The following is a 19,651-nucleotide window of genomic DNA, read 5'->3' as shown; positions in this document are numbered from 1 at the left end:
AGCCAGATCGGTGTCCGTCAAGGGGCGTACCGCTGCCGGGTCCGGGAATCGCGTGGACCCGTGGTCGTCGAGTAGCGTTGCCGACCATGCGTCTCGTCATCGCCCGTTGCTCCGTCGACTACGCGGGCCGGCTCACCGCCCACCTGCCCTCCGCCCCCCGTCTGATCCTGGTGAAGGCGGACGGCAGCGTCTCGATCCACGCCGACGACCGGGCGTACAAACCTCTCAACTGGATGTCCCCGCCGTGCACCCTGAAGGAGGGCGCCGACAAGGACGAGGGCGTCTGGACCGTGGTGAACAAAGCGGGCGAGAAACTGATCATCACCATGGAGGAAATCCTTCACGACTCGTCCCATGAGCTGGGCGTCGACCCGGGGCTCATCAAGGACGGCGTGGAGGCGCACCTCCAGGAGCTGCTGGCCGACCGCATCGAGACGATCGGCGAGGGCTACACCCTGATCCGCCGTGAGTACCCGACCGCGATCGGTCCGGTCGACATCCTGTGCCGGGACGCGGACGGCGCGACGGTGGCCGTGGAGCTGAAGCGGCGGGGTGACATCGACGGCGTGGAGCAGCTGACCCGCTATCTGGAACTGCTCAACCGTGATCCGCATCTGGCTCCGGTGCGGGGCGTGTTCGCGGCCCAGGAGATCAAGCCGCAGGCCCGGGTGCTGGCGACGGACCGTGGGATCGGGTGCCTGGTCCTCGACTACGACGCGATGCGCGGCATCGAGGATGACAAGCTGCGGCTGTTCTGACCCGGGGGCTGTCGCCCCCCGATCGCCGTACGGGCCCGGTTTCCGGGGCCGTACGGCGATTTCGCGTTCAGGCCACGGTCGGCGAGGCGGGACCGTTCTCCGTCGCCGTAGCGGTGACCGTCTCGGCCGGGCCGCTCGCCGAGTCGGAGGTTTCCGGCTCCGTCGGGGTCTCCGTCGGGGTCTCCGTGGTGGGCGGGTCGGTCGGGGTCTCGGTCGGGGACTCGGACTCGGTGGGCTCGGTGGTCGGCGGCTTCGTCGGCTTCTTCGTCGGCGAGGGGCTGCCCTGCGTCGGCGGGTCGTCGCTACTGGGGCTGTTGCTCGACGGGGTGCCCGTTCCCGGGCTCGCGCCGGGGCTCGAGGTGCCCGGGGACGGGGTGCCGCTCGTGGACGGGGAGGCGGTGCCTGACGGGGCGGGGGCGGGGGAGCCGTCACCGGCCGTGCCCTCGTCGGTGGCCGGGTCGTCGGTCGGCTCGTCGGCGGGGAGGCCGTTCTCGCTGTCGTCCTCGTTCGCCGACTGTTCGGTGGTGACGGTCTGCCCCTCCTCCGGGTCCTCCCCTCCCGAGGTGGCGCCCAGAGTCACCACCGTGCCGAGGACGGCCGCCAGCAGCGCGCCCGCGCCCACCGCGACGAGATTGCGCCGGGCGCCCCGGAGCACCCCCATGGGCCCGCCGGGGGGCGGCGGGCTCTGCCGGGTGAGCAGGGTCGCGGACGTCTCGGCCGTCTGCCGGGGGAACAGGGGTGTGGCCGCCGGGATGCCGCCGGGGGGTGAGGCCGACTCGTCGTGCCGCGGGGCCGGTACCTCCTCGCCCGCCGGGGTACTGAGCACCGGATCGCCGGAGCGGTCCGCGACGAGGGCGAGAGCCCGGCGGCCGGCCACCGCGCCGGGCTTGTCGGCGAGCGCCCCGCGCATGCCGATGGACGCCTCAAGTTCGGCCCTGGCCCGGTCCAGATGACCGGTGCAGAGCGCCAGGACGCCCAACTCATGGTGGAAGTACGCCTCTTCCGCCACCTCGCCGGCGATCCGTGCGGCCTCCTGGCCGACCCTGAGGGCCTTCTCCCAGGCGCCCCACTGCATCCCCGCCGCGAAGGCGGGAGCGGCGCTGCGGGCCAGCAGAACGGCCACGCTGGCCTGTCCGGGTGCCTCGGCGGGGACGAGGCGGGTCATCGAGGCGAGGACCGCGTCCGCCTCGGCGACCGCGCGTTCCGGGGTGACGGAGGGGTGCCCCGCCCACCAGGCGTAGTGCTGGGCGGCGCTGCGGGCGTGCGCGTCCGCGCTCTCGCCGTACCCGCTCGCCTCCAGCTGGGTCAGCACTCCGGCGGCCAGGCGGTAGCGGGGACCGGCCGGGGAGAGCATGCCGGTGAGAGCCAGCTCGCCCAGTGCGGCGTCGGCGTGGGTGTCCCCCACGAGGGCGGGCAGATGCGCCTGGTGCGGCACCTCACCGCCGAGCGCGACCGCGAAGCGCAGGGTCTCGCGGGCCGCCTCGGTCAGCCGGGACGCGAGCAGGGCGGCGGGCGCCGCACCCTGACCGAGACTGGGCAGCGGGAGTTCGGCCGACTGGGTCCGGCCGAAGGGCGGCGCGTCGGCCGGGTCGTCGCCACCGTCGAACACCTCCTGGCCCGTGCGCAGGTCGTCGCGCTGGCGCAGCAGGGCGCCGGCCTGGACGAAGCGCAGTGGCAGACCTTCGGACTCGAACCAGAGATCTCCCGCCCAGTTCGCCTCCTCGTCGGTGAGCGCGCGCTCCACGACGTGTTCCATGAGCTCGATCGAGGCACTGCGGCCGAGACCCGTGAGGAAGACCTCTTCGAGGTTCGCGTCGGCGGCGGGCGCGGACACCTCCGGGGTCGTGGCGAAGAGGAACGCGCACTCGGGGGTGGCGTCGAGCAGTTCCTGGAGCGCGGCGCCGCCGAGCTCCAGGTCGTCGACGACGACGACGGCGCCGATGCCGTGGACGAGCGCCAGCACCCCTTCGCGGTCGGGACGGTGCAGCGGAGCGCTGTAGACGGCCTCGAACAGCCCGTACAGCAGCTCGGTTGCGGTCCGCTTGTATCCGGAGAGCCGTACGACGCCGTCCGGCGCCAGGTCCGCGCAGTCGCCGGCGACGGCGTCCAGGAGGGCCGTGCGTCCGGCCCCGGCCGGTCCGGTGAGACACACCGAACGCCCCCGGGCGAGCAGCCCCACCAGTCGCTCACGCTCCTCCTGGCGTTCCAGGAGAGGCATCTGCGGAGCGGGCGGCCCCGGAGGGACGGGCGGCGTGGCGGCGCGCTCGCGCTCCACCCGCTGGGCGGCGGTGTTCCGTACGGGCGCCTCGGGCCGCTCCCCCGGCCGGCAGGGCTCGATCTCGCTGCCGTCGACCGGATTGACGGTGAGCAGGAAGTCGCCCGCTATCAGCTGCACCATGCGGGCCTGCTGTGGTGTCTGATGCCCGAAGTCGGGCGTCAGCGGGTCGCGGGACTGTCGTCTCCGCCCGCCGTCGTCACCGGAACGGTCGTGGCCGTGGCCGTACTCTTCCGGTCCCCGATTGGTCGGGTCCATCGTCAAAGTCCCCCAGACGCGCAGCGCGCGGTTGCACCCTCCGGCCTCGCACGCCCGCTGTCGTTCCCGGTCCGGTGTCCGCCAGTGGGTCCTCGTCGATCAGCAGACGGCCGAACCCTAAACCTTCGCACAGTATCCACGAACCGGCGGGGGGACGCGCCGCCCCGACATCACATTCTCGTGAGGATTGTGCGTGAATCGCGGACGCTCTCAGACGCGTGGCAGGGAGTCCGCGGCGATCCCGCCCTCGATGGCCAGGATCCTGTGCAGTCTCGTCGCCACCAGCAGGCGCTGCATCTGCGGCGGCACGCCGCGCAGGACCAGCCGCCGGCCGGCGCGGCCGGCTCTGCGGTGCGCGCCCATGATGACGCCGAGTCCGGTGGCGTCCCACGAGTCCAGCTCGGTCAGGTTCAGCACGAGGTCGCCGGCTCCGTCGTCGACGGCCGAGTGCAGAACCGTACGGGCGTCCGCCGCGCTTCGGACGTCGAGGCGGCCCCCGACGACCAGCTCGGCGTGGTCGCCCCTGATGTGCATATGCGCTCCCTGTCAGTGCTCCGCAGCTAGGTCGGTCTGTCTGGTTTTTCTCTTTCTGCCTCTGCCACAGCTGACTGCCGCAGCGACAGGGAAGTTGCCGTCCGTGAGCGAACCGATACCGAATTCACCCTGAGGGGTGAACCGGGTACGGCGGTATCCACTGGACCCGTGCGCCGAATGGGCGTCGGATCCCGGGCCCCCGGGTCTGATTGACGGCGCATCAGACAGCCCGGGGCCCGGTCATGATCAGTAGGTGTAGAAGCCCTGCCCGCTCTTGCGGCCGATGTCACCTGCGTCGACCATCCGGCGCATCAGCTCCGGAGCGGCGAACTTCTCGTCCTGGGACTCGGTGTAGATGTTGCCCGTGGCGTGCAGAAGGATGTCGACGCCGGTCATGTCGGCCGTGGCGAGCGGGCCCATGGCGTGGCCGAAGCCCAGCTTGCACGCGGTGTCGATGTCCTCGGCCGAGGCGACGCCCGACTCGTACAGCTTGGCCGCCTCGACGACGAGCGCCGAGATCAGCCGGGTGGTGACGAAACCCGCGACGTCGCGGTTGACGACGATGCAGGTCTTGCCCACCGACTCGGCGAACTCACGTGCGGTGGCGAGCGTTTCGTCGCTGGTCTTGTAGCCGCGCACCAGCTCGCAGAGCTGCATCATCGGGACCGGCGAGAAGAAGTGCACACCGACGACCCGCTCCGGGCGCTCCGTCACCGCCGCGATCTTGGTGATCGGGATGGCGGAGGTGTTGGAGGCGAGGACGGCGTCCTCCCGTACGACCTTGTCGAGCGTACGGAAGATCTCGTGCTTGACCTCGAGCTTCTCGAAGACGGCCTCGACGACGACGTCGGCGTCGGCCACGGCGTCGAGGTCGGTGGTCGTGGTGATCCTGGCGAGCGCGGCCTCGGCGTCGGCGGCCTCCACCCTGCCCTTGGCCACGAACTTGCCGAAACTCGCCTCGATGCCGCCGCGCCCCCGGGCCAGGGCCTCGTCGGTGACATCACGCAGGACGACGTCCCAGCCCGCCTGGGCGGAGACCTGCGCGATACCGGACCCCATGAGTCCGGCGCCGATGACGGCGAGCTTCCTGGCCACGTTTCGCACCCCAATGCTTGTCAGTTGTTCGCATGCTCTCCGGCGGAGGTTAGTACCCGTGAGGGGCCGTGAGGCCCTGAAGAGATGCGCGTCACGTCTCACATGACGGACATCACACCGGCCGGCGTCACGCGGCGGCGCGTCGCGCGTAGTTGAGTACCTTCTCACCGAGGAGGTCCTCCATCTCGTCCATCAGGACGAGCGCGTCCCGCGAGACCTCGTCCGGTTCGCGGCCCGCGACCATCTGGCCGCCGATGTACGCCATGAGGGTGCTGTGCACCCAGCAGAGCTGACCGGCCACCAGGTCCGGAGCCGGGTCGCCGGCATCCGCGCCGGACTCCTCCCGCATGGTCGCCTCGAGGTGGAGCTGGACTTCCTGCCCGATGTGCCAGAGGCGGGCCTTGAGGCTGTCGGCGCCCTCGATGACCCGCATGAAGCTCGCGTACCCGTCCATGAGGCCGACCGTCGGCGAGACGCCCTCGACCTGGATCCGCAGTTCACGCAGGACGGCGTCGGCGGCGGACTCCCCCTTGCCGCGGCCACGGACGTAGCGCGACAGCCGGTCGACGACGCCGCGGCTGCGGTCCAGGAAGAGGTCCTCCTTGGCCGGGAAGTAGTTGTACACGGTGTTCACCGAGACCTCGGCGGCCTCGGCGATCTCGGCGATCGTGACCGCGTCGAAGCCGCGCTCCACGAAGAGCCAGGTCGCCACGTCCGAGAGGTGCTGCCTCGTCTGACGCTTCTTCCGCTCCCTCAGTCCCTCAGCCATGGGCCCATCCTACGGATCTCCTGGTGTCTCTGAAATTTTGGAGGCATTGCATTTTTTAAGTCACTCTGTTTTCGTGGTCACTATGCCCATCATCAGCGCGTCCGGGCTCGCCCGGACCTTCACGACCAAGGCGGGACCGGTCCACGCCGTGCGCTCGGTCGATCTGACCGTGATGCCCGGCGAGATCGTCGGCCTGCTCGGGCCCAACGGCGCGGGCAAGACCACCACGCTGCGGATGCTGACCACCCTGCTCGCCCCCACCGGCGGCGCGGCCACCGTCGCCGGCTGCGACCTGGCCGGGGACCCGGCGGGGGTCCGCGAGAAGTGCGGTTACGTCGCCCAGTCCGGCGGGGTCGACCCGCACGTCACCGTGCGGGAGGAACTGGTCACCCAGGGGAGGCTGTACCGGCTGAGCAGAGCCGACGCGATCGCGCGTACGGCGGAACTGGCCGCGCGACTCGGACTCGGTGACCTGCTCGACCGCAGGACGGCCGCGCTCTCCGGCGGCCAGCGCCGGCGCCTCGACATCGCCATGGGCCTCACCCACCGCCCCGCCGTGCTCTTCCTCGACGAGCCGACCACCGGCCTCGATCCGGGGAGCCGGGAGGACCTGTGGGAGCTGGTCCGGGGGCTGCGGGACGAGTTCGGCACGACGGTCGTGCTCACCACCCACTACCTCGACGAGGCCGACGCCCTCGCGGACCGGCTGGTCGTCGTCGACGGCGGCCTGGTCGTCGCCGAGGGCGCTCCGGCCGCACTCAAGACCGAGCACGCCGGCTCGCCCGACGCCTCGCTCCACGACACCTTCCTCGCGATCACCGGGCGGACCCCGGCTGCCGCCGAGGCCACCCCCGTCGCCGTATAGGACGTGCCCGATGCTTCTCCACGACACCTCGCTGATCTTCGGCCGGTACGTCCGACAGACCCTGCGCTCCCGGTTCCAGATCTTCTTCGGGATCCTGATGCCGCTGCTCTACCTGCTCTTCTTCGGCCCGCTCCTCACAGGTCTCCCGCTCGGCTCAGCGGGCGACTCCTGGCAGGTCCTGGTGCCCGGCCTGCTCCTTCAACTGGCTCTTTTCGGTGCCTCCTTCACCGGTTTCTCCCTCATCATCGAGCAGTCGACCGGGGTGGTGGAGCGCATGCGCGTGACCCCCGTCAGCCGGCTGGCCCTGCTGCTGGGACGGGTCCTGCGGGACGCCCTGCTGTTCATGTTCCAGGCCGTGCTGCTGGTGCTCGCCGCGCTGACCATGGGGCTGCGCGCGCCGCTGCCCGGGGTGCTCATCGGCTTCGCCTTCGTGGGCCTGCTGACGGTCTCGCTGGCCTCGCTGTCGTACGCCCTGGCGATGAAGGTGCGTACGCCGCAGGAGTTCGGGCCGGTGATCAACTCGCTCACCATGCCCGCCATGCTGCTCTCCGGCCTGATGCTGCCGATGACGCTCGGGCCTGCGTGGCTGGACGTCCTGTCGCACTTCACGCCGTTCCGCTACCTGGTGGACGCGGTGCGGGACGCGTACATCGGCTCGTACGCCACGGCGCACATGCTGTACGGGGTGCTGGTGGCGCTCGCGTTCGCCCTGATGGCCGTGACGGTCGCCACGCGGGTCTTCCGCAGGGCCGGAGCGTAACTACGCTGGCCCCATGGTCAATCTGACGCGCATCTACACCCGTACCGGCGACCAGGGCACCACCGCCCTCGGCGACATGAGCCGGACCGCCAAGACCGATCTGCGGATCTCGGCCTACGCCGACGCCAACGAGGCCAACGCCGTCATCGGAACGGCCATCGCGCTGGGGAACCTCTCCGAGGACGTCGTGAAGGTCCTCGTCCGTGTGCAGAACGACCTGTTCGACGTGGGGGCGGACCTGTCCACGCCGGTGGTGGAGAACCCGAAGTACCCGCCGCTGCGGGTGGAGCAGTCCTACGTCGACAAGCTGGAGGCGGACTGCGACACCTTCCTGGAGGAGCTGGAGAAGCTCCGCAGCTTCATCCTTCCGGGCGGAACTCCCGGGGCGGCGCTGCTGCACCAGGCCTGCACGGTGGTCCGGCGGGCGGAGCGGTCCACCTGGGCGGCGCTGGAGGTGCACGGGGACGTGATGAACGCGCTGACCGCGACATATCTGAACCGCCTCTCCGACCTCCTGTTCATCCTCGCCAGGACGGCGAACAAGGAGGTCGGCGACGTGCTGTGGGTGCCGGGCGGCGAGCGCTGATCAGCGGCCCGCCCCGACCCGGTCCCTGGGCTCCTGCTTGGGGAACACCGTGTAGGCGGCGGCGATGACCAGGTTGATCCCGATCACCCAGAGCATCTTCTGCTGCCACATCTCCAGCGAGCCGGTATCGCCGTCCCCGCCGACGTACCAGACAGCCGCCTGGAGCAGGGCCATGGCGGTCAGCGCGGCCACGATCCAGCGGGCGGCGGTGCGCCACTCATGGGCGGCCCGCGCCATCCCGTACTTCGGGGGCTTCACCGGCGGCGGGCCGCCCGCGAAGCGGTGGGCGACCCTGGCGTCGACCCACTTGATGGTGGAGTGGCCGAGCCCCACCGTGAAGCCGATGTAGACGGCTGCCAGGCCGTGCCTCAGGCCCGGCTCGGCACCGTCCTTCAGGTCCATGGCCGTCACCACCAGCAGGACGACCTCCAGCAGGGGTTCGCACAGCAGCACGGCCGCGCCCAACCGGGGTTTCCTCGCGACGTACCGCAGCGCGAGTCCGGCGGCCAGCAGGACCCAGAAGCCGACTTCGCAGAGCACGATCAGTGTGACGATCACTGCGCTTCTCCTTCCGCTCCCCTCCAGACTCCCCTCCGTGCGGCGCCGGATCGTCGTCGGCAGTGACGAACCGCGACTGCATCCTTCGATGTAGCAGCGGCTCCCCCCGCGTACGGACGTGCCGCGGCACGCCGCCGTGTTGGATGGGAGGGTGTTCTCCCTTGCGCGCCCGCATCGCGACGACGTCCTGCTCGCGGTCACCGGGCTGTCCGGCGGTGTGGTCCTGTGGCTGATCGGCATCCACATCCAGAACGGCCGGCTCTTCGACGCCCCCTGGGTGTCCCTGCTGCCGCTCGTGGCGATGTCGGCCCTCGAACTGCTGCGGCGCTGCGCCCCGCTCCCCGCGCTGGCGGTCGGCACGCTCGCGCTGGTGGCCGATCAGTTCACGGTGGGCAGCCTCGCGACCCTGCTGCTGTTCACCGACCTCGTGTACGCCGCGGTGCTGTACGGCGCGCCCGCCGCCTCGCGCCGCATTCCGGTGATCACGCTGCTCGTCACGGTCGCCACGACGGTCGGCTTCATCGCCTGGGCCCCGTCGGCGGACGCCGTGCTCATCGGGATCGTCGTCGGCATGGTCTCCTTCGGCCCCGCCCTGACCGGGGCCGGCGTGCGCAACCACCGCGACGCCGCCGACGCGGCCCGGCTGCGCGCCGACCAGACCGCGCTGCTGGCCGAGATGGACCGGGTCCAGGCGGTGACCGCCGAGCGGTCACGGATGGCCCGCGAGCTGCACGACATGGTCGCCAACCATCTCTCCGCGATCGCCATCCACTCCACCGCCGCGCTCTCCATCGACGAACCGGGCACCTCCCGCGACGCCCTCGGGGTCGTCCGGCAGAACAGTGTCGACGGACTGGCCGAGATGCGCCGGCTGATCGGACTGCTGCGGGAGAACGGCGCGGCCGGACCGCCGAGCGCCGCACCGACCCTCGCCTCCCTCGACGCCCTGGTGGAACAGGCCGGCGCGAACTCGGCGTCCAGCGGGCTCACCGTCACCCTGGACGACGGCCGCGAGGAGACCGGGCCGCTGCCGGCGCCGGTGGAGCTGGCGGCGTACCGCATCGTCCAGGAGTCGCTGACGAACGCGCTGAAGCATGCGGCGCCGGGCCCGGTGACGGTCCGGCTGCGTGGGTCGCGCAAGCTTCTGACGGTCGAGGTCGGCAGCGTGTTCGGCGACCGTCCCGGGCCGCGTGCGCCCGGCTCGGGGGCCGGTCTGGTGGGGATGCGGGAACGGGTCGCGCTGCTGGGCGGGACCATCGAGGCGGGCCCGGAACGCCGGGGCGACGAGCTGGAGATGTGGCTGGTGCGGGCCGAACTGCCCGTCGAGGAAGGGATGGAGAAGACATGACGATCCGGGTGCTGGTCGCGGAGGACCAGTCGGCGGTGCGCGCGGGACTGGTGCTGATCCTGGGCAGCGCGCCGGACATCGAGGTCGTGGGCGAGGCGGCCGACGGCGAGTCCGCCGTGCGCCTGGCTCGTGAACTCCGCCCGGATCTGGTCCTGATGGATGTGCAGATGCCCCGGCTCGACGGGGTGTCCGCGACGCGGCAGGTCGTGACGGAGCGGCTTGCGGACGTGCTGGTACTGACGACCTTCGACCTGGACGAGTACGTCTTCGGCGCACTGCGCGCGGGTGCGTCGGGCTTCCTGCTGAAGAACACCGACGCCAAGGACCTGCTCGACGCCGTACGCACGGTGGCGCGCGGCGAGGGCATGATCGCGCCGGCCGTGACGCGGCGGCTGATCGAGGAGTTCGCCGGGGCCGCGCGCAGGACGGCCGCACCCGCTCCCGAGGCCCTCGACACGCTCACGCGCCGGGAGCGGGAGGTGCTGGGCTGTCTCGGTGAGGGCCTGTCGAACGCGGAGATCGCGGGGCGGCTCTCGATGGCGGAGGCGACGGTGAAGACACACGTCAGCAGGCTGCTCGGCAAGCTGGAGCTACGCAGCCGGATGCAAGCGGCGGTGCTCGCCCAGGAATGGGGCCTCTGACCCCCGACCGGATCCTTGGTCTGGACCTCTTGACGATTGGTCCAGACCTTCCTAATCTCACCGAACACGCTGCGGTGAGTACGCCATGACAGAGCGGGCTCAGGGCGACGCAGGGTTCGCAGGTTACGGATCATCCCCCGTTTGCCGGACCTCACCCGAGGAGCACCGTTGAGCACTGACAACCCCGTACGCCTCTCCCGACTCAGATGGAGACGCGCAGCCGGCACATCCCCCCGGACCAGGACGGTCGCGGGCCTCACCGCGCTGCTGCTCCCCCTCGCCGCGATGGTCGGCCTGGCGTCCCCCGCCGAGGCCGCCGCCTCCGCCACCGCCACCTATGTCAAGAAGTCCGACTGGGGCAGCGGCTTCGAGGGCCAGTGGACGGTCAAGAACACCGGTACGACCGCCCTCTCCTCCTGGACCATCGAGTGGGACTTCCCCTCCGGCACCGCGGTCGGTTCCGCCTGGGACGCCACCGTCACGAGCTCCGGAACCCACTGGACCGCCAAGAACCTCGGCTGGAACGGTACGGTCGCCCCGGGCGCCACCATCAGCTTCGGCTTCAACGGCACCGGCACCGGCTCCCCCACCGGCTGCACGCTGAACGGCGCCTCCTGTGACGGCGGCAGCGTCCCCGGCGACAACGCCCCGTCCAAGCCCGGCACCCCCACCGCCGACAGCATCACGGACACCTCGGCGAGGCTCACCTGGAGCGCCGCCACCGACGACAAGGGCGTCAAGAACTACGACGTCCTGCGCGACGGCGCCAAGGTCGCCACGGTCACCACGACGACGTACACGGACACCGGTCTCACCAAGGGCACCGACTACTCCTACACGGTGCAGGCCCGTGACACCGCCGACCAGACCGGTCCGGTGAGCGCCTCGGTCGCCGTCCGCACCACCGGCGCCACCGACCCGGGCCCCGGCGGCAAGGTCAACCTCGGCTACTTCACCGAGTGGGGCGTCTACGGGCGCAACTACCACGTCAAGAACCTCGTGACCTCCGGCTCCGCCGAGAAGATCACGCACATCAACTACGCGTTCGGCAACGTCCAGGGCGGCAAGTGCACCATCGGTGACGCCTACGCCGACTACGACAAGGCCTACACCGCCGACCAGTCGGTCGACGGCGTCGCCGACACCTGGGACCAGCCGCTGCGCGGCAACTTCAACCAGCTGCGCAAGCTCAAGGCGAAGTACCCGCACATCAAGGTCATCTGGTCCTTCGGCGGCTGGACCTGGTCCGGCGGTTTCGGTGCCGCCGCCCAGAACCCGGCCGCGTTCGCCCAGTCCTGCCACGACCTGGTGGAGGACCCCCGCTGGGCCGATGTCTTCGACGGCATCGACATCGACTGGGAGTACCCCAACGCCTGCGGTCTCACCTGTGACACCAGCGGCCCCGCCGCGCTGAAGAACCTCTCCTCGGCGCTGCGCACGAAGTTCGGCACGAACAACCTGGTCACTGCCGCGATCACCGCGGACGGGTCGGCCGGCGGCAAGATCGACGCCGCCGACTACGCGGGCGCCGCGGCGTACTTCGACTGGTACAACGTGATGACGTACGACTTCTTCGGCGCCTGGGAGGCCAAGGGCCCGACAGCTCCGCACTCCCCGCTGACCTCGTACAGCGGCGTCCCGCAGGAGGGGTTCAACAGCGCCGCCGCCATCGCCAAGCTGAAGGCCAAGGGCGTACCCGCCTCGAAGCTGCTGCTGGGCATCGGCTTCTACGGGCGCGGCTGGACCGGCGTGACCCAGTCGGCACCCGGCGGCACGGCGACCGGGGCGGCCCCGGGGACGTACGAGGCGGGCATCGAGGACTACAAGGTCCTGAAGAACAGCTGCCCGGCCACCGGCACGATCGCCGGCACCGCGTACGCCCACTGCGGCACCAACTGGTGGAGCTACGACACCCCGGCGACGATCACGTCCAAGATGGCCTGGGCGAACAGCCAGGGGCTGGGCGGGGCGTTCTTCTGGGAGTTCAGCGGTGACACCGCGAACGGTGAGCTCGTGAGCGCGATGGACAGCGGCCTCAACTAGGGCGTGTTTCGGAAGTCCCGCCTGTCCGGCGACGCCTGGCACGCACGCTCGCCGCGTTGTCGGGATCACCCCGATACACCAGTATCGGGGCGACCCTCCGCCTTGCGATCGCACGCACCAGACGCCGCCAGCCCCGCCCTCCGGGCGGACGGCGCTACTTCCGAAACACGCCCTAGGGCGTTCGCACTCCGAAAAAGCGCCGGGGAGACAGGTCCGCCCCCTGTCTCCCCGGTTCTCGCACGTCTGCTCGGCCCTCAGGCCACGTTCACCCTCCGCCGGACTCCGTCCAAGGGGACCCCCAACCGGCGAGCAGCCTTTGTCTAAGCCACATTGACCCGCTGGCCGGGCGGCGCCGCCTCCAGCCAGGCGAGGAAGCCGGTCAGGGCGTCCTCGCTCATCGCCAGCTCCAGGCGCGTCCCCCGGTGGAGACAGCCGAGCACGACGGAATCGGACAGGAGAGCCAGCTCTTCCTCGCCCTCGGGCAGCCGGCGCGCGACCACCTCGATGGCGGAGCGCTCCAGGCCGCGGCGAGGACGCGGCGAGTAGGAGAAGACCCGGAACCAGTCGACGCGGTCACCGCTGTAGCGGGCGACCCCGTACACCCAGCCCTTGCCGGACGGATCCGGCTCCTCGGACACGTCCCAGCGCAGGCTGCAGTCGAACGTTCCGCCGGAACGCTGGATCAGCCGCCTGCGGAGGCCGAAGACGAACAGACCCACCGCGACCAGTACGACGACCAGGCCGCCCACCCACAACGCGAGGACCATCTCCACCGACCTCCTCGCATCGTCGAGTAACGGATACCGCACCGAGCCGAACCGGACTGCACCTGCATCGCCTCAGCCGCGACACGGTCTGGATCTCTCCAGCTCGGGCCGCGGCTGAGTCAAAAACTCCTGGTGGGGACGCTCAGTGCGCCGCCACCGCACGCAGTCGCACATCGGCGCGCCGCTCGGCGGCGCCGTCCGTGTCCGACTTCGCGCGCTCCAGCGCACGCTCGGCACGCTGGACATCGATCTCGACCGCCAGTTCGGCGATCTCCGCCAGCAGCGAGAGCTTGTTGTCCGCGAAAGAGATGAATCCGCCGTGCACAGCGGCGACAACGGTGCCGCCGTCACTCGTACGGATCGTCACGGGGCCCGATTCCAGCACACCCAGGAGCGGCTGGTGACCGGGCATGACGCCGATGTCACCGGACGTGGTACGTGCGACGACGAGGGTGGCCTCGCCGGACCAGACACTACGGTCCGCGGCGACCAGCTCGACATGCAGCTCAGCAGCCAAGGGTGGCTCCTCGGGTCACCACCCGGCGGTCCCGCCGGGTGTCGTTTCGATTCTACGGGGCGTGGTGAGGGGGGTGGGACACACCCACCCCCCTCGGTGAGCCGGAGGCTCAGGAGACGCCGAGCTCCTTGGCGTTGGCCTTGAGGTCCTCGATGCCACCGCACATGAAGAACGCCTGCTCGGGGAAGTGGTCGTACTCCCCGTCGCAGATCGCGTTGAACGCGGCGATCGACTCGTCGAGCGGCACGTCCGAACCGTCCAGGCCGGTGAACTGCTTGGCGGCGTGCGTGTTCTGCGACAGGAAGCGCTCGACGCGACGGGCACGCTGGACGACCAGCTTGTCCTCCTCGCCCAGCTCGTCCATACCCAGGATCGCGATGATGTCCTGGAGGTCCTTGTACTTCTGCAGGATTCCCTTGACGCGGCTGGCCGTGTCGTAGTGGTCCTGCGAGATGTAGCGCGGGTCCAGGATGCGGGACGTGGAGTCCAGCGGGTCCACGGCCGGGTAGATGCCCTTCTCGGAGATCGGACGGGAGAGAACCGTCGTCGCGTCGAGGTGGGCGAACGTGGTGGCCGGGGCCGGGTCGGTCAGGTCGTCCGCGGGGACGTAGATCGCCTGCATCGAGGTGATCGAGTGACCGCGCGTCGAGGTGATGCGCTCCTGGAGCACACCCATCTCGTCGGCCAGGGTCGGCTGGTAACCCACTGCGGACGGCATGCGGCCGAGCAGCGTGGAGACCTCGGAACCGGCCTGCGTGAAGCGGAAGATGTTGTCGATGAAGAGCAGCACGTCCTGCTTCTGCACATCGCGGAAGTACTCCGCCATGGTCAGGGCGGACAGCGCGACCCGCAGACGGGTGCCCGGCGGCTCGTCCATCTGGCCGAAGACCAGCGCGGTCTTCTCCAGGACGCCCGACTCGGTCATCTCGTCGATGAGGTCGTTGCCCTCACGGGTGCGCTCACCGACACCGGCGAACACCGACACACCGTCGTGCAGCTTCGCCACACGCATGATCATTTCCTGGATGAGGACCGTCTTGCCGACGCCCGCACCACCGAACAGACCGATCTTGCCGCCCTTGACGTACGGGGTCAGCAGGTCGACGACCTTCAGGCCGGTCTCGAACATCTCGGTCTTGGACTCGAGCTGGTCGAAGGCCGGGGCCTTGCGGTGGATCGGCCAGCGCTCGGTGATCTGCGCCTCGGCCTCCGGCTCGTTCAGGATCTGGCCGAGGGTGTTGAACACCTTGCCCTTGGTGATGTCACCGACGGGGACGGTGATACCCGCACCCGTGTTGGTCACCGGGGCCTGGCGGACCACACCGTCGGTGGGCTGCATCGAGATCGCGCGGACCATGCCGTCACCCAGGTGCTGGGCGACCTCAAGGGTCAGCGTCTTACGAGTGCCGGCCTCGGCCGGGTCGTCGACCTCGATGTGCAGGGCGTTGTAGATCTCAGGCATCGCGTCGACGGGGAACTCCACGTCGACGACCGGGCCGATGACCCGGGCGACGCGGCCCGTGGCAGCGGCCGTCTCAACTGTCGTCGTCATTACTTGTCACTCCCCGCGGACGCGTCGGCCAGCGCACCTGCACCGCCGACGATCTCGCTGATTTCCTGGGTGATTTCGGCCTGGCGGGCCGCGTTGGCAAGCCGGGAGAGGCTCTTGATCAGATCCCCGGCGTTGTCGGTCGCCGACTTCATCGCACGGCGACGGGCAGCGTGCTCGGAAGCGGCGGCCTGCAGCAGTGCGTTGTAGATACGGCTCTCGACGTAGCGCGGCAGCAGGGCGTCGAGGACGTCCTCCGCCGACGGCTCGAAGTCGAACAGCGGGAGGATCTCGCCCTTACCGGTGTCCTCCTCCGCGACCTCGTCGAGCGACAGCGGAAGCATCCGGCCGTCGACCGCGTTCTGCGTCATCATCGACACGAATTCCGTGAACACGATGTGCAGCTCGTCGACGCCGCCCTCGGCCGTGTCCTTCTGGATGGACGCGATGAGGGGCTCGGCGATCTTCTTGGCATCCGAGTACTGAGGGCTGTCGGTGAAGCCGGTCCACGACTCCGAGACCTTGCGCTCACGGAAGCCGTAGTACGCGACACCCTTGCGGCCGACGATGTAGGTGTCGACCTCTTTGCCCTCGGCCGCCAGCCGCTCCCGCAGCCGCTCCGCCGCCTTGATGGCGTTGGAGGAGTAGCCGCCGGCCAGACCGCGGTCGCTCGTGAGGAGCAGGACCGCCGCCCGGGCCGGAGCCTCGGCCTCGGTGGTGAGCGGGTGCTTGGTGTTCGAGCCGGTCGCCACCGCGGTCACCGCGCGGGTGAGCTCGGTCGCGTACGGCATCGACGCCGTCACCTTGCGCTGCGCCTTGACGATGCGCGAGGCGGCGATCATCTCCATCGCCTTGGTGATCTTCTTGGTCGCGGTGACGGCTTGGATGCGGCGCTTGTAAACGCGAAGCTGAGCGCCCATCGATCAGCCCTCGCCCAGGAGCTTGCCGTCCGAGGTCTCGAACTGCTGCTTGAAGGAGGCGATCGCGTCGGCGATCGACTGCAGCGTGTCGTCGGACATCTTGCCGCCCTCGGCGATGCTGGTCAGGAGGTCCTTGCGCTCGCGGCGCAGGAATTCCAGCAGCTCGCTCTCGAAGCGGCGGATGTCCTCGACCGGGACGTCGTCCATCTTGCCCGTGGTGCCGGCCCAGACGGAGACGACCTGCTCCTCCATCGGGAACGGGGCGTACTGCGGCTGCTTCAGCAGCTCGACCATGCGCTTACCGCGCTCCAGCGACGCCTTGGAGGCCGCGTCCAGGTCGGAACCGAAGGCGGCGAACGCCTCCAGCTCACGGTACTGGGCGAGGTCCACGCGCAGTCGGCCGGAGACCTGCTTCATGGCCTTGTGCTGGGCGGAGCCACCGACTCGGGAGACCGAGATACCGACGTTGAGCGCCGGACGCTGACCCGCGTTGAACAGGTCGGACTCCAGGAAGCACTGGCCGTCGGTGATGGAGATGACGTTGGTCGGGATGAACGCCGACACGTCGTTCGCCTTGGTCTCGACGATGGGCAGGCCCGTCATCGAACCGGCGCCCAGGTCGTCGGAGAGCTTGGCGCAGCGCTCCAGCAGACGCGAGTGCAGGTAGAAGACGTCGCCCGGGTAGGCCTCACGGCCCGGCGGACGGCGCAGCAGAAGCGACACGGCGCGGTAGGCGTCGGCCTGCTTCGAGAGGTCGTCGAAGATGATGAGGACGTGCTTGCCGTCGTACATCCAGTGCTGACCGATGGCCGAACCGGTGTACGGCGCCAGGTACTTGAAGCCGGCCGGGTCGGACGCCGGGGCGGCGACGATGGTCGTGTACTCGAGCGCGCCGGCCTCTTCGAGGGCACCGCGCACGGAGGCGATGGTGGAGCCCTTCTGACCGATGGCGACGTAGATGCAGCGCACCTGCTTGTTCACGTCGCCCGAGCGCCAGTTGTCGCGCTGGTTGATGATCGTGTCGACGGCCAGAGCGGTCTTACCCGTCTGACGGTCGCCGATGATCAGCTGACGCTGGCCACGGCCGATCGGCACCATGGCGTCGACGGCCTTGTAGCCGGTCTGCATCGGCTCGTGCACCGACTTGCGGACCATGACGCCAGGGGCCTGCAGCTCGAGGGCGCGACGGCCTTCGGTCGCGATCTCGCCGAGACCGTCGATCGGGTTGCCGAGCGGGTCGACGACGCGGCCGAGGTAACCCTCGCCGACGCCGACGGAGAGCACCTCACCGGTGCGCTGCACCGGCTGGCCCTCCTCGATTCCGCTGAACTCGCCGAGGACGATCGCACCGATCTCCCGCTCCTCGAGGTTGAGGGCGAGACCGAGGGTGCCGTCCTCGAACTTCAGCAGCTCGTTCGCCATGGCGGAGGGCAGGCCCTCCACCTTCGCGATGCCGTCGCCGGCAACGCTGACCGTCCCGACCTCCTCGCGCGAGGCCGCGTCCGGCTGGTACGACTGGACGAAGTTATCCAGTGCGTCCCGGATCTCCTCCGGCCGGATCGTGAGCTCCGCCATCTGGGTTCCCTGCTCTCCTTGTTGGGCCCGAAGTTTCTCAATGGGGTCTGGGGGCGACCCCCAGGAATCTTCTGCAATTTCTGCACGGCCCAACCGGGCCGCTGTTCTTGCTCGTTCAGTTCGTGCGGTGTGGCGCTGCGCGCTGTCAGCCGGCCATCCTGCGGGTGACCTCTTCGAGGCGCTCCGCGATCGTGCCGTTGATGACCTCGTCACCGACGCGCACCGAGATCCCACCGAGGACTTCGGGGTCCACGTCCAGGTTCAGGTGCATCTGCCGGCCGTAGATCTTCGCCAGGGCGGCGCCGAGGCGCTGCTTCTGCCGATCGGACAGCGGTACCGCCGAGGTGACGACGGCGACCGTACGGTTGCGGCGCTCGGCGGCGAGCGTGGAAAGGGACTCGAGTCCCGCTTCCAGGCTACGTCCACGCGGCTGCGTCACGAGGCGCGTGATCACGCGCTCGGTGACCGGCTGCGCCTTGCCGCCGAGCAGGCTGCGCAGCAGCTCGCCCTTGGCTGCGACCGAAGCCGTCTTGCTGGTCAGAGCCGATCGCAGTGGCACGTCGGATCCGACGATCCGGCCGAACCGGAACAGCTCGTCCTCGACGTCGTCGAGGACGCCCGCGCGCTCGGCCGCGGTGAGGTCTGCGGTGTTCGCCAGCTCCTCGACCGAGTCGACCAGGTCACGGGACTGCGACCAGCGGGAACGGACCATGCCGGAGACCAGGTCCACGGCTTCGCCGCCCACCTGACCGCTCAGCAGTCGTCCGGCCAGCTCGGCCTTGGACTCGCCACCGCGCGCAGGGTCGGTGAGGACCCGCCGCAGTGAGACCTCGCGGTGGAGCAGCGTCGTGACGGAAGCCAGCTCCTCGGCGAGCTTCGCCGCGTCGACCGACGTGCTGTCGGTCAGCGCGTCGAGACGCTCACGTGCGGCAGCCAGTGCCTCGCGGCTCGCGCTGTTCATCGGACGGCCTCGGCCTTCGCCTCGAGCTCGTCGAGGAAACGGTCGACCGTGCCGCTCTGGCGGGCGTGGTCCTCGAGGGACTCACCGACCAGCTTGCCGGCCAGGGCGGTGGCGAGAGAGCCCACGTCCTGACGCAGCGCGGACGCCGCGGCCTTGCGGTCGACCTCGATCTGGGTGTGGCCGGCGGCGATGATCTCCTCGCGCTGCCGCTGACCTTCCGCCCTCATCTCCTGGATGATGACGGCACCCTGCTCCTGCGCCTCCTGGCGCAGACGGGCGGCCTCGTGGCGGGCCTCGGCGAGCTGAGCCTTGTACTGCTCAAGAACGCTCTGGGCCTCGATCTGAGCCGCTTCGGCCTTCTCGATGCCACCCTCGATCGCCTCGCGGCGCTCTTCCAGGGTCGCGTTGATGACCGGAAGAAGCTTCTTCCAGAAGACGAGGAAGACGATGCCGAAGCAGATCAAGCCGATGACGACTTCAGGCCAGACCGGGAGCAGAGGCATCTGCGGTTCCTCGGCTGCCAGGTACATCATGGTGGACCTTTCATCGAATAGAGCTACGGCCACAACGTCACTTGACGATGAACGGAACGACGAAGCCGATCAGGGCGAGGGCCTCGACGACGGCGAAGCCGAGCAGCATGTTCTGGCGGATGAGACCGGCAGCCTCGGGCTGGCGGGCGATGGCCTGCACACCGTTACCGAAGATGATGCCGATGCCGATGCCGGGGCCGATCGCGGCGAGGCCGTAGCCGATGGTGCCGACGTTGCCGTTCACGGCCGCGAGGGTCTCGAAAGCAGCAGACATGTCCGTGGTTCCTTCTCTTGGTGGGACCGGTGGAAAGTGTCTTCGCACCGGGCGTCTGGGGTGGG

20 protein-coding genes are annotated in these 19,651 nt (G+C 69.9%); 7 read left to right on the top strand and 13 right to left on the bottom strand.

Annotation, left to right across the window (positions count from 1 at the left end):
* The first annotated feature begins 86 nt into the window (after positions 1-86).
* Positions 87-758, top strand: a complete 672-nt coding sequence (gene nucS / locus ACFYQ5_RS05710) for an endonuclease NucS (protein WP_389193581.1) — start codon at positions 87-89, stop codon at positions 756-758.
* Positions 759-825: 67 nt separating this feature from the next.
* Here the strand turns inward: nucS and ACFYQ5_RS05705 are convergent, their stop codons facing one another.
* From ACFYQ5_RS05705 to ACFYQ5_RS05690, 4 genes are all read right to left on the bottom strand, one after another.
* Positions 826-3,291 (bottom strand): ATP-binding protein, encoded by a 2,466-nt coding sequence (locus ACFYQ5_RS05705; RefSeq protein ID WP_389193579.1) that lies wholly within the window; start codon positions 3,289-3,291, stop codon positions 826-828.
* A gap of 210 nt (positions 3,292-3,501) precedes the next feature.
* A complete protein-coding gene (locus ACFYQ5_RS05700) occupies positions 3,502-3,825 on the bottom strand; it encodes an STAS domain-containing protein (protein ID WP_073745281.1) in 324 nt (107 codons plus the stop codon).
* 246 nt (positions 3,826-4,071) lie between these two features.
* Positions 4,072-4,920, bottom strand: coding sequence for a 3-hydroxyacyl-CoA dehydrogenase family protein (locus ACFYQ5_RS05695; protein WP_389193576.1), 849 nt, complete (start codon positions 4,918-4,920; stop codon positions 4,072-4,074).
* A gap of 127 nt (positions 4,921-5,047) precedes the next feature.
* The gene (locus ACFYQ5_RS05690) at positions 5,048-5,689 is read right to left on the bottom strand and encodes a TetR/AcrR family transcriptional regulator (protein WP_389193573.1); all 642 of its coding nucleotides are present in this window, start codon (positions 5,687-5,689) and stop codon (positions 5,048-5,050) included.
* An 82-nt stretch (positions 5,690-5,771) separates the two neighbouring features.
* Here ACFYQ5_RS05690 and ACFYQ5_RS05685 point away from each other — a divergent pair, with 82 nt between their 5' ends.
* Genes ACFYQ5_RS05685 through ACFYQ5_RS05675 form a run of 3 tightly spaced genes read left to right on the top strand, consistent with a single transcriptional unit; the run spans position 5,772 to position 7,900 of the window.
* Positions 5,772-6,554: an ABC transporter ATP-binding protein gene (locus tag ACFYQ5_RS05685; protein ID WP_389193570.1), complete on the top strand. Its 783-nt coding sequence runs from the start codon at positions 5,772-5,774 to the stop codon at positions 6,552-6,554.
* 10 nt (positions 6,555-6,564) lie between these two features.
* The gene (locus ACFYQ5_RS05680; RefSeq protein ID WP_389193567.1) at positions 6,565-7,314 is read left to right on the top strand and encodes an ABC transporter permease; all 750 of its coding nucleotides are present in this window, start codon (positions 6,565-6,567) and stop codon (positions 7,312-7,314) included.
* Between the two features lie 13 nt (positions 7,315-7,327).
* Positions 7,328-7,900 (top strand): cob(I)yrinic acid a,c-diamide adenosyltransferase, encoded by a 573-nt coding sequence (locus ACFYQ5_RS05675; protein ID WP_389193564.1) that lies wholly within the window; start codon positions 7,328-7,330, stop codon positions 7,898-7,900.
* Here ACFYQ5_RS05675 and ACFYQ5_RS05670 read toward each other — a convergent pair whose 3' ends face one another.
* Positions 7,901-8,458 carry a hypothetical protein gene (locus tag ACFYQ5_RS05670; protein WP_389193561.1) on the bottom strand — a complete coding sequence of 186 codons (558 nt, stop codon included), beginning with the start codon at positions 8,456-8,458 and terminating at the stop codon, positions 7,901-7,903.
* Positions 8,459-8,609: 151 nt separating this feature from the next.
* Here ACFYQ5_RS05670 and ACFYQ5_RS05665 point away from each other — a divergent pair, with 151 nt between their 5' ends.
* From ACFYQ5_RS05665 to ACFYQ5_RS05655, 3 genes are all read left to right on the top strand, one after another.
* Positions 8,610-9,806, top strand: a complete 1,197-nt coding sequence (locus ACFYQ5_RS05665) for a sensor histidine kinase (RefSeq protein WP_389193559.1) — start codon at positions 8,610-8,612, stop codon at positions 9,804-9,806.
* Positions 9,803-10,447, top strand: coding sequence for a response regulator (locus tag ACFYQ5_RS05660; protein WP_389193556.1), 645 nt, complete (start codon positions 9,803-9,805; stop codon positions 10,445-10,447). Before ACFYQ5_RS05665 ends, ACFYQ5_RS05660 begins: the two co-directional genes overlap by 4 nt.
* Before the next feature lie 168 nt (positions 10,448-10,615).
* Complete coding sequence (locus tag ACFYQ5_RS05655) at positions 10,616-12,490, top strand: glycosyl hydrolase family 18 protein (protein WP_389193553.1); 1,875 nt, start codon at positions 10,616-10,618, stop codon at positions 12,488-12,490.
* Positions 12,491-12,810: 320 nt separating this feature from the next.
* Here the strand turns inward: ACFYQ5_RS05655 and ACFYQ5_RS05650 are convergent, their stop codons facing one another.
* The 8 genes from ACFYQ5_RS05650 to atpE all read right to left on the bottom strand — a co-directional run bounded on the left by ACFYQ5_RS05650 (position 12,811) and on the right by atpE (position 19,586).
* Positions 12,811-13,257, bottom strand: a complete 447-nt coding sequence (locus tag ACFYQ5_RS05650) for a DUF2550 domain-containing protein (protein ID WP_014154045.1) — start codon at positions 13,255-13,257, stop codon at positions 12,811-12,813.
* 142 nt (positions 13,258-13,399) lie between these two features.
* Positions 13,400-13,774, bottom strand: a complete 375-nt coding sequence (locus ACFYQ5_RS05645) for a F0F1 ATP synthase subunit epsilon (RefSeq protein ID WP_389193550.1) — start codon at positions 13,772-13,774, stop codon at positions 13,400-13,402.
* 109 nt (positions 13,775-13,883) lie between these two features.
* A complete protein-coding gene (gene atpD / locus ACFYQ5_RS05640) occupies positions 13,884-15,326 on the bottom strand; it encodes a F0F1 ATP synthase subunit beta (protein ID WP_389193547.1) in 1,443 nt (480 codons plus the stop codon).
* Positions 15,326-16,243: a F0F1 ATP synthase subunit gamma gene (locus tag ACFYQ5_RS05635; RefSeq protein WP_389193544.1), complete on the bottom strand. Its 918-nt coding sequence runs from the start codon at positions 16,241-16,243 to the stop codon at positions 15,326-15,328. Before ACFYQ5_RS05635 ends, atpD begins: the two co-directional genes overlap by 1 nt.
* Before the next feature lie 3 nt (positions 16,244-16,246).
* Positions 16,247-17,818, bottom strand: a complete 1,572-nt coding sequence (gene atpA, locus ACFYQ5_RS05630; protein WP_389193541.1) for a F0F1 ATP synthase subunit alpha — start codon at positions 17,816-17,818, stop codon at positions 16,247-16,249.
* Between the two features lie 145 nt (positions 17,819-17,963).
* A complete protein-coding gene (locus tag ACFYQ5_RS05625; RefSeq protein WP_389193538.1) occupies positions 17,964-18,779 on the bottom strand; it encodes a F0F1 ATP synthase subunit delta in 816 nt (271 codons plus the stop codon).
* Entirely contained in the window at positions 18,776-19,312 is a 537-nt protein-coding gene (locus ACFYQ5_RS05620) for a F0F1 ATP synthase subunit B (RefSeq protein WP_389193535.1), read from the bottom strand. The genes ACFYQ5_RS05625 and ACFYQ5_RS05620 overlap by 4 nt, the downstream gene beginning before the upstream one ends.
* A gap of 37 nt (positions 19,313-19,349) precedes the next feature.
* On the bottom strand, positions 19,350-19,586 hold the full coding sequence (gene atpE / locus ACFYQ5_RS05615; RefSeq protein WP_003966254.1) for an ATP synthase F0 subunit C: 237 nt from the start codon (positions 19,584-19,586) through the stop codon (positions 19,350-19,352).
* Between the last annotated feature and the right edge of the window lie 65 nt (positions 19,587-19,651).

The sequence above is a fragment of the Streptomyces sp. NPDC005794 genome (assembly GCF_042871445.1).
GTDB lineage: Bacteria > Actinomycetota > Actinomycetes > Streptomycetales > Streptomycetaceae > Streptomyces.
This window is presented reverse-complemented; position numbering and strand designations above follow the sequence as displayed.

What these genes read in the sequence shown, in the direction of transcription:
- nucS (WP_389193581.1), top strand. Translation starts at nt 87, where the DNA reads ATGCGTCTCGTCATCGCCCGTTGCTCCGTCGACTACGCGGGCCGGCTC.
- ACFYQ5_RS05635 (WP_389193544.1), bottom strand. Translation starts at nt 16,243, where the DNA reads ATGGGCGCTCAGCTTCGCGTTTACAAGCGCCGCATCCAAGCCGTCACC.
- ACFYQ5_RS05685 (WP_389193570.1), top strand. Translation starts at nt 5,772, where the DNA reads ATGCCCATCATCAGCGCGTCCGGGCTCGCCCGGACCTTCACGACCAAG.
- ACFYQ5_RS05625 (WP_389193538.1), bottom strand. Translation starts at nt 18,779, where the DNA reads ATGAACAGCGCGAGCCGCGAGGCACTGGCTGCCGCACGTGAGCGTCTC.
- ACFYQ5_RS05675 (WP_389193564.1), top strand. Translation starts at nt 7,328, where the DNA reads ATGGTCAATCTGACGCGCATCTACACCCGTACCGGCGACCAGGGCACC.
- ACFYQ5_RS05680 (WP_389193567.1), top strand. Translation starts at nt 6,565, where the DNA reads ATGCTTCTCCACGACACCTCGCTGATCTTCGGCCGGTACGTCCGACAG.
- ACFYQ5_RS05650 (WP_014154045.1), bottom strand. Translation starts at nt 13,257, where the DNA reads ATGGTCCTCGCGTTGTGGGTGGGCGGCCTGGTCGTCGTACTGGTCGCG.
- atpA (WP_389193541.1), bottom strand. Translation starts at nt 17,818, where the DNA reads ATGGCGGAGCTCACGATCCGGCCGGAGGAGATCCGGGACGCACTGGAT.
- atpE (WP_003966254.1), bottom strand. Translation starts at nt 19,586, where the DNA reads ATGTCTGCTGCTTTCGAGACCCTCGCGGCCGTGAACGGCAACGTCGGC.
- ACFYQ5_RS05700 (WP_073745281.1), bottom strand. Translation starts at nt 3,825, where the DNA reads ATGCACATCAGGGGCGACCACGCCGAGCTGGTCGTCGGGGGCCGCCTC.
- ACFYQ5_RS05705 (WP_389193579.1), bottom strand. Translation starts at nt 3,291, where the DNA reads ATGGACCCGACCAATCGGGGACCGGAAGAGTACGGCCACGGCCACGAC.
- ACFYQ5_RS05660 (WP_389193556.1), top strand. Translation starts at nt 9,803, where the DNA reads ATGACGATCCGGGTGCTGGTCGCGGAGGACCAGTCGGCGGTGCGCGCG.
- atpD (WP_389193547.1), bottom strand. Translation starts at nt 15,326, where the DNA reads ATGACGACGACAGTTGAGACGGCCGCTGCCACGGGCCGCGTCGCCCGG.
- ACFYQ5_RS05620 (WP_389193535.1), bottom strand. Translation starts at nt 19,312, where the DNA reads ATGATGTACCTGGCAGCCGAGGAACCGCAGATGCCTCTGCTCCCGGTC.
- ACFYQ5_RS05690 (WP_389193573.1), bottom strand. Translation starts at nt 5,689, where the DNA reads ATGGCTGAGGGACTGAGGGAGCGGAAGAAGCGTCAGACGAGGCAGCAC.